Origin of the sequence: Maricaulis sp., from assembly GCF_030149425.1 — a bacterium.
Lineage (GTDB): Bacteria > Pseudomonadota > Alphaproteobacteria > Caulobacterales > Maricaulaceae > Maricaulis.
On record NZ_JASBRQ010000002.1, the window covers coordinates 138826 to 147786 of the forward strand.

General features: G+C 62.0%; 10 protein-coding genes. 3 read left to right on the forward strand and 7 right to left on the reverse strand.

Annotation, left to right across the window (positions count from 1 at the left end):
* Window positions 1–81 precede the first annotated feature (81 nt).
* The 5 genes from gatB to gatC are packed head-to-tail and all read right to left on the reverse strand — an operon-like array spanning window position 82 to window position 4790.
* A complete protein-coding gene (gene gatB, locus Q1V57_RS00640) occupies window positions 82–1740 on the reverse strand; it encodes an Asp-tRNA(Asn)/Glu-tRNA(Gln) amidotransferase subunit GatB (RefSeq protein WP_300526871.1) in 1659 nt (552 codons plus the stop codon).
* Complete coding sequence (locus Q1V57_RS00645; protein ID WP_300526873.1) at window positions 1737–2012, reverse strand: hypothetical protein; 276 nt, start codon at window positions 2010–2012, stop codon at window positions 1737–1739. The genes gatB and Q1V57_RS00645 overlap by 4 nt, the downstream gene beginning before the upstream one ends.
* Complete coding sequence (locus Q1V57_RS00650) at window positions 2012–2992, reverse strand: DUF2806 domain-containing protein (protein ID WP_300526874.1); 981 nt, start codon at window positions 2990–2992, stop codon at window positions 2012–2014. Before Q1V57_RS00650 ends, Q1V57_RS00645 begins: the two co-directional genes overlap by 1 nt.
* A gap of 31 nt (window positions 2993–3023) precedes the next feature.
* Window positions 3024–4496, reverse strand: a complete 1473-nt coding sequence (gene gatA / locus Q1V57_RS00655) for an Asp-tRNA(Asn)/Glu-tRNA(Gln) amidotransferase subunit GatA (RefSeq protein WP_300526875.1) — start codon at window positions 4494–4496, stop codon at window positions 3024–3026.
* Between the two features lie 6 nt (window positions 4497–4502).
* Window positions 4503–4790 carry an Asp-tRNA(Asn)/Glu-tRNA(Gln) amidotransferase subunit GatC gene (gene gatC, locus Q1V57_RS00660; protein ID WP_300526876.1) on the reverse strand — a complete coding sequence of 96 codons (288 nt, stop codon included), beginning with the start codon at window positions 4788–4790 and terminating at the stop codon, window positions 4503–4505.
* Window positions 4791–4892: 102 nt separating this feature from the next.
* Between gatC and ruvX the strand changes: the two genes are divergently transcribed.
* Both ruvX and Q1V57_RS00670 read left to right on the forward strand, forming a co-directional pair.
* A complete protein-coding gene (ruvX, locus tag Q1V57_RS00665; RefSeq protein WP_366145045.1) occupies window positions 4893–5348 on the forward strand; it encodes a Holliday junction resolvase RuvX in 456 nt (151 codons plus the stop codon).
* A 59-nt stretch (window positions 5349–5407) separates the two neighbouring features.
* Window positions 5408–6322 carry an AEC family transporter gene (locus tag Q1V57_RS00670; protein ID WP_300526879.1) on the forward strand — a complete coding sequence of 305 codons (915 nt, stop codon included), beginning with the start codon at window positions 5408–5410 and terminating at the stop codon, window positions 6320–6322.
* On the opposite strand, the gene Q1V57_RS00675 is transcribed toward Q1V57_RS00670, so the two are convergent.
* Both Q1V57_RS00675 and Q1V57_RS00680 read right to left on the reverse strand, forming a co-directional pair.
* Window positions 6319–7251 carry an MBL fold metallo-hydrolase gene (locus Q1V57_RS00675; protein ID WP_300526880.1) on the reverse strand — a complete coding sequence of 311 codons (933 nt, stop codon included), beginning with the start codon at window positions 7249–7251 and terminating at the stop codon, window positions 6319–6321. The two genes, Q1V57_RS00670 and Q1V57_RS00675, sit on opposite strands and share 4 nt — an antisense overlap.
* A gap of 43 nt (window positions 7252–7294) precedes the next feature.
* A complete protein-coding gene (locus tag Q1V57_RS00680; protein WP_300526881.1) occupies window positions 7295–7813 on the reverse strand; it encodes a GNAT family N-acetyltransferase in 519 nt (172 codons plus the stop codon).
* A 124-nt stretch (window positions 7814–7937) separates the two neighbouring features.
* Here Q1V57_RS00680 and Q1V57_RS00685 point away from each other — a divergent pair, with 124 nt between their 5' ends.
* Entirely contained in the window at window positions 7938–8777 is an 840-nt protein-coding gene (locus Q1V57_RS00685; RefSeq protein ID WP_300526882.1) for a GyrI-like domain-containing protein, read from the forward strand.
* The last annotated feature ends 184 nt before the right edge of the window (window positions 8778–8961 follow it).

Here is an 8961-nt window from a genome sequence, read left to right on the forward strand (position 1 = left end):
AACGAGCGCCCCTCTCCGTTGGGAGAGGGATTAAAGCAGAGGGCGGAAACGAAGACCTCGGCGGGTAACCCCGCCGGCGCCCTAGCCCAACAGCTTCTTGCACAGGATTTCGTTCACCGCTTGCGGGTTGGCCTTGCCCTGCATCGCCTTCATCACCTGACCGACGAACCAGCCCATGGCTTTCGGCTTTTCCTTCACCGAGGCGGCCTGGTCGGGATTGTCGGCGATGAGCTGGTCGATGACGGCTTCGATGGCGCCGGTATCGGTGACCTGTTTGAGGCCGCGGCTTTCAACGATCTCGGCTGGGTCGCCGCCCTCTTCCCAGAGGATCTCGAACACGTCCTTGGCGATCTTGCCAGAGATCGTGCCGTCCTTGATCAGCTTGACCAGGCCGGCGACGTCGATCTTGCGCGCCACCTCGGCCGCTGACACACCGGCTTCCGCCGCCTTGGCGCGGACCTGGCCGCACAGCATGTTGGCAAGCGCCTGGGCATCCTTGCCATAGGTCTTGCGGTGATCTTCCGCATCGAAGCCGAGATTGTGGCCGAGGAAGTCCTCGACGACGCTCTCTGCTGTCTCCTTGCCGGGATAATCCACCGTGACATGGAGATGCTGATAGATCGCCAGCCGGACCTCCTTGGCGAGATCATTGCTTTCGAAAAGCGCGACAAAGGCTTTCTCGAACTCGTCGGCAAACTCGCGCTCCGCCGTCAGGGCATCGAGATATTCGACATTGTCGATGCCGAACTTTTCGGCAAAGCGGACGCGCTTCTGGTCCGGCAGCTCGGGCAGGTGCTCGCGCACCATCTCGATCCAGTCCTCATTGAGCTCAAGCGGCAGCAGGTCCGGATCCGGGAAGTAGCGGTAATCATGCGCTTCTTCTTTCGAGCGCATAGAGCGCGTCACACCGGTATTGGCGTCGAACAGGCGGGTTTCCTGGTCGATTGTGCCGCCTTCCTCGATGATATCGATCTGGCGCTTGGCTTCGAATTCGATCGCCTGGCGGATAAAGCGCAGCGAGTTGACATTCTTGATCTCGCAACGCGTGCCGAGATGGCCGAAATCACCCGTCTCGCGGAATTTCTCATAGTCGCCCGGGCGGCAGACCGAGACATTGACGTCGGCGCGCAGCTGGCCCTTTTCCATGTCACCGCCACACGTGCCCAGATAGCGCAGAATGGTGCGCAGCTTGGAGACATAGGCCGAGGCCTCGTCGGGCGTGCGGATATGCGGCCGCGAGACGATCTCCATCAGCGCCACACCGGAGCGGTTAAGGTCGACATAGGTGTGGCTGGGATCGAGATCGTGGATCGACTTGCCGGCATCCTGCTCGAGGTGCAGGCGTTCAATACCCACGGTGAAGCGGGATCCGTCCTCGCGCTCGCACTCGATCTCGCCTTCGCCGACAATCGGGAACTGGAACTGGGAGATCTGATAGCCCTGCGGCAGATCCGGGTAGAAGTAATTCTTCCGGTCGAAGCGCGACCAGGGATTGATCTTGGCATTGAGGCCGAGACCGGTCTTGACCGCCTGCTCGACGACATAGCCATTAATCACCGGAAGCATGCCCGGCATGGCCGCATCGACCAGGGAGACCTGGGTGTTGGGCGAAGCGCCAAAGGCCGTCGCCGCGCCGGAAAACAGCTTGGCGTTCGAGATCACCTGGGCGTGGACCTCCAGGCCCATGACGATTTCCCAGTCACCGGTCGCGCCGGCAATGCGATAGCTGGTCCCGCTCATTTTGTCTCTTCGTCCTCATCATCCCAGGTCGGCCGGTCTTCTTCCGGTACCGCCTGTGCTGCAGCCAGGACCCGCCCGGCTGCCGTAATCGTCAATCCAAACAATATCAAACCGCCGCCGGGAACCATCAGTACGATGGTCCAGATCACGGTCGGTTCCAGCGGCACGATGCCGCGATACACCAGCGCGCCGGCCAGAAGCAGCAGCGCGCCAACCAGGAAAACCGGGCGCGCCCATTGCAGAGCCTTGGGCTTTGCGTTCGCGTCCATCATCACCCCACCCGCTCGACCACGGCGCCTGCCGGCGGCTTGCTGTGATAAATCTCGATCGGCTCGAACTGGACCTGATCGCCATTGCGCGACCATTTCGCGCGCATGACTTCGGCTTTCAAATTCATCGCCAGGAAAGCCTTGGCGGCATTGATGATGGCTTCCCGGCCAGGCTCGATATTGAGGATGCGCCCGAGCTGCTGCAGGGTCTCCGAAGCGAACACACCATGCAGCTGCCATTGCTGTCCCGGCTCTCCGCGGACCACCATGGCTTCCTCACCGACGGCGATCCAGAACACGCCCTTATCGTCCAGCTCTCCAGGCTGTTCGAAGGTCGTGCCGGCGCCATAGACGAAACCGAGCGATTGCAGGTGGAAGAGTGATTTGAGCTGCGCCATATCGCCCTTGGCAACCGGGATGAACTCACCGGAAATCACCATGGGTGCGTATTTATTGACCAGGCCAAGCTCGCGCGCACCCAGCTTGTTGAGCTGGGATAGCAAGATCACCGAAACACTGCCCGGATGCAGGATTTCCGCGGCCAGCGCCGCAGCCCAGACCCGCTGCATGACCGGATCAGCGGCGCGCTGTGACCGCGCGCCAAGCGTCAGCAGCCAATCGATATCGATCAGCGCATCGGTTTCATCGGCCTCGCCCTGGCGCAGCCGGATCTGATCAACCGCCGCCTTGGCGATGGCCTCGCGGTGCGACTGGGTCAGCATGGCTTCGGACAGCAAACGGGCTGAGGCCCGTCCCATCACCGCCGCATCCGCCTCGGTCAGCTCCTTGGCTTCAATCCCGAGCGCGCTGTCGACCGCCTCACCATCGGCGAAGCGGGCAATCACCAGTGCGCTGGCCTCAGGCTCCTCCGCCCAGGGCACACCGATATACCGCGCCAAGGCCGCGGCGGCCCGCCGCCGCAGGGGCTCGGGCAAGGCCAGGACGGCAGGCCAGTCGATCGGCGATGTCTCAGGCTTGTCCATGAGATCCTCTCGGGTCGAGCAGGCGTTCAGCCTACCACCACTTTTCCGGCTTGGCGTTGAAGCCGGCCGCGTCTTCTAGCGCTGCGCCGACCTTGAACATGGTTTCCTCGTCGAGCGCCCGGGTGATGACCTGCAGCCCCAGCGGCAGACCATCCTTGTCTGAACCGGCGGGGACCGACATGGCCGGTACACCGGCCAGGTTCGCCGTCACGGTGAAGACGTCGTTGAGATACATGGCAATCGGATCGTCCGACTTGGAACCGATGGCGAAAGCGGCCGACGGCGCCGAGGGCGTCAGGATGGCATCGACGGTTTTGAAGGCTTCGTCGAAGTCCTGCAGGATACGGGTGCGGACCTTCTGGGCGCGCAGATAGTATGCGTCGTAATACCCGGCGGACAGCACATATGTGCCGATCATGATCCGGCGCTGGACTTCGTGACCGAAACCGGCCGCGCGAGTGTTCTCATACACCGCGGTGAGATCCTCACCCTCCTCGCGCACGCCATAGCGCATGCCGTCATAGCGGGCGAGGTTGGAGGAGGCTTCTGCCGGCGCGACAATATAATAGGCCGGCAGGGCGTATTTGGTGTGCGGCAGGGTGATATCGACAATCTCGCAGCCCGCGGCCTTAAGCCATTCAATACCCGCCTGCCAGGCCCTCTCGATTTCCTCCGGCATGCCGTCAACGCGGTATTCCTTCGGCACGCCGATCTTCAGCCCCTTCACCGACTGGCCGACCGCGGCGACGAAATCCGGCACGTCTTGCGGCAAGGAGGTTGAGTCCTTGGGATCATGGCCGGACATGGCCTGCAGCAGGATCGCCGAGTCCTTGACCGTCTTGGCGAACGGGCCGGGATGGTCCAGCGACGAGGCAAAGGCAATCGTGCCCCAGCGCGAGGTCCGCCCATAGGTCGCCTTGACGCCAACCGTGCCGGTGAAGGCGGCCGGCTGGCGGATCGAGCCGCCGGTATCGGTCCCCGTCGCACCAAAGCAGAGATCGGCCGCAACCGCCGCAGCCGAACCGCCGGACGAACCGCCCGGGGTCAGCATTTCGCCGTTCGGGCCTTTCCAGGGATTGTTCACTGGACCGGTATTGGCGGTCTCGTTGGAGGAGCCCATGGCGAACTCATCCATCGAGGTCTTGCACAGGAAGACACCGCCATTGTCCCACAGCGTCGAGGTGACAGTGGATTCATACGTCGGCTTGAACCCTTTAAGGATGTTGGAGGACGCCGATGTCGACACGCCTTCAACCGCAAACAGGTCCTTGATGGCGATCGGTGCACCTTCAATCAGACCGCCCTCGCCCTTGGCGAGTTTCTCGTCCGACGCCGCGGCCATGGCCAGCGTCTTGTCGCCATCAAAGGCCGTGAAGGCATTGAGCGCCGGTTGCGCGGCTTCACAGGCGGCCAGGGCTTCCTTCGCCAGTTCGGTCGCGGAGACCTCCTTGGCTTTCAGTTTGGTTGTCACCTCGTCGAGGGAGAGTTTGAGAAGATCGCTCATTAGTCCCTACTCCACCGATTTCGGTACAACGAAGAAGCCCTCATCGGACTTCGGTGCATTGGCCAGCACCCGGTCGCGGCAATCGCCGTCGGTCACTTCATCCTCACGCTGCGGCAAGGCGAATTTGACCGGCGTCGTCATCGCATCAACGCCCTCGACATCGACCTCGTTCAATTGCTCGATCCAGGTCAGAATGCCATTGAGCTCATCGGTCAGGGCATCGATACGGTCTTCAGGCTCGGCGATGCGCGCCAGCCGCGCAATGCGGCGTACGTCGTCAGCGGTCACGGACATGGGAAATCACTCCGGAAAAGTCAGTCGACGTTGACTAACAACCGTATCTCGCAGGTGCAAGAAGACTTGACGGCTGCGCCTGCGCCGCGCATTGCCCAAGACATGCCGCTGATCCCGCTTGAAGACCTTCCCGAAGGCGCCCTGCTCGCCCTAGATCCTGGCACCAAGACCATTGGTGTGGCCGCCTGCGGTGCCTCGCGCGGCATTCCCATGGCTGTGGAAACCATCAAGCGGACCAAGTTCAAACAGGATGCCGAGCGCATTTTCACGCTGTTCGACGAGCGTCAGGCCGCCGCCATTGTGATGGGGCTGCCGGTGAATATGGACGGTTCGGAAGGCCCCCGCGCCCAATCCGTTCGGGCCATGATCCGCAATCTGACGGCCCTGCGCGATATACCCATCGCGCTGCAAGATGAGCGGCTGTCCACCTTTGAAGCCGAAGAGAAGCTGATTGCAGCCGGAGTCCGGCGCGACAAGCGCAAGGATATTATCGACGCTCATGCCGCTGCCAACATCCTGCAAAGCGCGCTCGACCGGCTCGAGATGCTGCGTGACTAGGCCTGGGTAAAGTCCCTGCAGAAATAGCCAATACTAAAGAGTCGCGCTACCCCGGCGGCATGACTCATATCGCCGCCGCCCTTCTGCCGGTCTTCGGCATCATCTTCATCGGCTGGCTCCTGCGCCGCTCCCACCTGCTGCCGGATGCCAGCTGGGGGCCGATTTCGCGGCTCGCCTATCTGGGTTTGTCGCCGGCCATCCTGTTCACCTCGATCGCCCGCGCCGACCTGTCCGAGATCCAGCTTGGCCCCTTCATGGCCGCGGCCATGCTGGGCTTCATCGCCATGGCGGTGATCACGCTGGCCATCAAGCCGGCCCTCAAGATACCCGGCCCCACCTATACCAGCCTGTTCCAGGCGACCTGCCGCTGGAATGGTCTCTTGATCCTCGCCCTGGCCATCGCGCTTTACGGCACTGAGGGCGAGGTCCTGGTCGCCCTGGTGATGGCCGCGTCCATTCCGCTGGTGAACATGGAGTGCGTTGCCGTCCTGTCGGTCTGGGGGGATGGCGCCAAGCCCGACTGGCGCTCGGTCGCCTATCGCATTGCCACCAATCCGCTGATCCTGGGCTCCGGCCTCGGTGCGATCGTCAATCTGGCAGGTATCGGCATACCCGAGCCGATCTGGGATGCGGTCGACATGCTGGGCAAGGCGGCCCTGCCCCTCATCCTGCTCGCGGTCGGCGCCGGTCTCAACTTCACCGCCATGCGGGCCCGGCCACGTCTGCTCGGCCTGTCTGTCTTCCTGAAACTGATGATCGCGCCCATGGTCTTCTACGGGCTCGGCCTGGCCTTTGGTCTGTCCGGCGTTCCGCTCATGGTACTGCTGCTTACCGGCGCGTCACCGGGCGCAGCCTCGGCCTATGTGCTGGCCAAGCAATTGGGCGGCGATGCGCCCTATGCGGCCGGCGACATCACGGCAGCGGCCCTGTTCAGCTTCATCACCATCCCGTTCTGGCTCGCTGTTCTGGGCTAGCGCGACAGGCAATAGACCTCGTGGAAGAGCGCCACGCCGAATCCGGCATCGAGCACTTGCTCCCGTTCAGGACTATCGGGATAGCGAACCGGGTTGGTGTGGTTGAGGTGGATAAAGCGGATCTTGGCCTTTTCCTCATCCGGCAGGTCGGCAAAGCGTTCCATGGAATGCGTGATAAAGGGATGCGGGAAGCCGGACATGTCGCGACCCGGGATTTCGCCATTGGCAAAGAAGGTCGCATCTAGAAAGGCATAGTCGACCGAGGCAATCATGTCCTCGATCCGGGTACCCATCTCGTCCCATTCTTCCCAGCTGTCGATATCGGGGATGAAAATAGCCGACTTCTCCCCGCCATCGATCCGGAAACCGACCACTTCTGAATATTCCTGCCGGTGCGGCACCAGGAACGGCGTTACCGTAGCGCCGGCGATATAGACCGGTTGACCATCGACCAATCCACGCAGCTCGATATTGCCGTAACGGACGAGCTGGTCCCAGGGCCCGTTGGAGCGGAGATAGTCCCCCATGCGCTCCATGGCATAGACCGGAACGCCATCCGCGCCGATGCTCTCATGGCCGAGGAACATCAAACCCGTGTAGTGGCCCATATGGGCGTGGGTCAGGAATATACCCTCCAGCCCCGGCCGGTCCTCTCTCGGCTCGAAATTGTCCAGCCGGTAGAGTTGTTCGCGCAGATCCGGGGTCGCCTCGAACAGGACGCGTTCGCCGGTTTCCCGATTGATGATCGCCAGCGAGGTCGCATAGCGGCGCAGCGCGGCATTAGACCAGGCCGGGTCATGGCGATTGCTCAATTGCGGGGAGCCCCCGTCCTGGGAGGTCCCCAGCACCATGAGTTCGATGGGGCAGATCTGGTCCAGCGGCGGCGGGACCGAGGCGACAAGCGCGAGCGCGGTCAGGGTCGTAATCATGGCCGGAACGGTGGCCCGAGCCGCGCCGGATGGTCAAGCGCGTTCAGTCGATACCAACCACATCGCTGCGCCGCTCCATCCAGGCAATGTCGCGCCATTGCCCCTGCATCGGCCCGTAGAGCATTTTGCCCAGGCGCTTGCGGTAGCCCAGCAGCTCGAAACCACATTTCTCGTGCAAGGCGATGGAGACCTCATTCTCGCGCATAATGCCCGCAACGAGCATCCATATGCCCTCAGCCTCGGAGGCCTCGACCAAAGCACCCAGCAAGGCCTTGCCTATGCCCTGCCCCTTGGCCCGGCCGGCGATATAGATCGTCACCTCCGCCACACCGCCGTAAACGCAGCGCGAGGATGTCGGGCTCAACACCGCCCAACCTGTCACGCCATCTGCATCTTCAGACACCAGACGCGGCGTTGCCAGCTTGCCGCCATCAAAATGCGGCCAATCCGGTGCCCGGGTTTCAAAGGTCGCGTGACCGGTCTCGATGCCTTCCTGGTAAATCGCCAGAACAGCATCGGCATCAGTGCCTGTCATGGTGCGAATCTTGATCATGTCGCTCATATTACCCGCCTCTTGCCATGGACGCTGCACAAACGCGTCCATGGCGGAGCAACTCCGCAAGATTTGTCCTGCGGCCCCGTGGTTTGAACAAGCCGACAGCAAAACCGCGTTCAAGAGGCGTCACATGAATCACCCCGAAAACTACCAGCAGCGCTTCCTTCGCGTGATGGAGTACATCCAGTCCAATCTGGAGGGTGATCTAAGCCTGGACGCTTTGGCCGACGCGGCTTGTCTGTCTCGTTTTCATTTCCACCGCGTTTTCTGCGCCGTTATGGGGGAAACACCCGCAGCAGTGGTTGCGCGGCTTCGCATGACCCGGGCGGCCGGGGAGCTGGTGCGGACTGGCATACCGATCGACGCGATTGCAGATCGAGCCGGACATAGCAGCACACGCAGCTTCGCGCGGGCTTTAAAGGCCAGCGTGGGCCTGACCCCAACGCAATTGCGACGGCTGGGAGAAGACGATGGCATCACCCCAGACCGCAAGGACAGCGAGCCTATGTACCCCGTTGAAATAACTACCGAAGCGCCACGTCGCCTGGCGGCGATCCGTCATCATGGCAGCTATGAAAGTAATGGCATCGCCTTCGAAACGCTTTCCAGCGCCTGCAGCTCTCAGCAGCTGTGGCCGTACATGAAGGAGATGATCGGCGTTTATCATGACGATCCAGGCTTGGTCGCCCCGGAAGCGCTTAAATCACATGCCGGCGTAGTTCTCAGCGCGGGAGCCAGTTTCTCCGCTCCGCTTGAGGAAGTCGCGCTTTCCGGCGGGCGCTATGCCGTACTGCACTACAAGGGCCTGTACGCGACCTTTCAGGCCGCCTTCGATTATCTTTTCGGACATTGGCTGCCGGATGCCAATGAAGAACCCCGCGATGAAGCGATCTTTGTCGCGTTCCGAACCAATCCGCGCGAGACCGCGCCAGAGGACAACTGCGCCGATATTTATCTTCCCCTGAAATAGCTTTTCGGTACCCGCCCGCCAGGCACAGGCTTGCGTGGGCGGGCAACCCCCACTATACCGCCGCAAACCTTGTCCAGGGCCTTTCAACACCGGGAGAGATGATGAGCCGCGCGGCCTTCACCTACGACTTTCCCCACCGCCACCTGATTTCGGTGGCTGACCTCAATCCCGTTGACATCCAGAT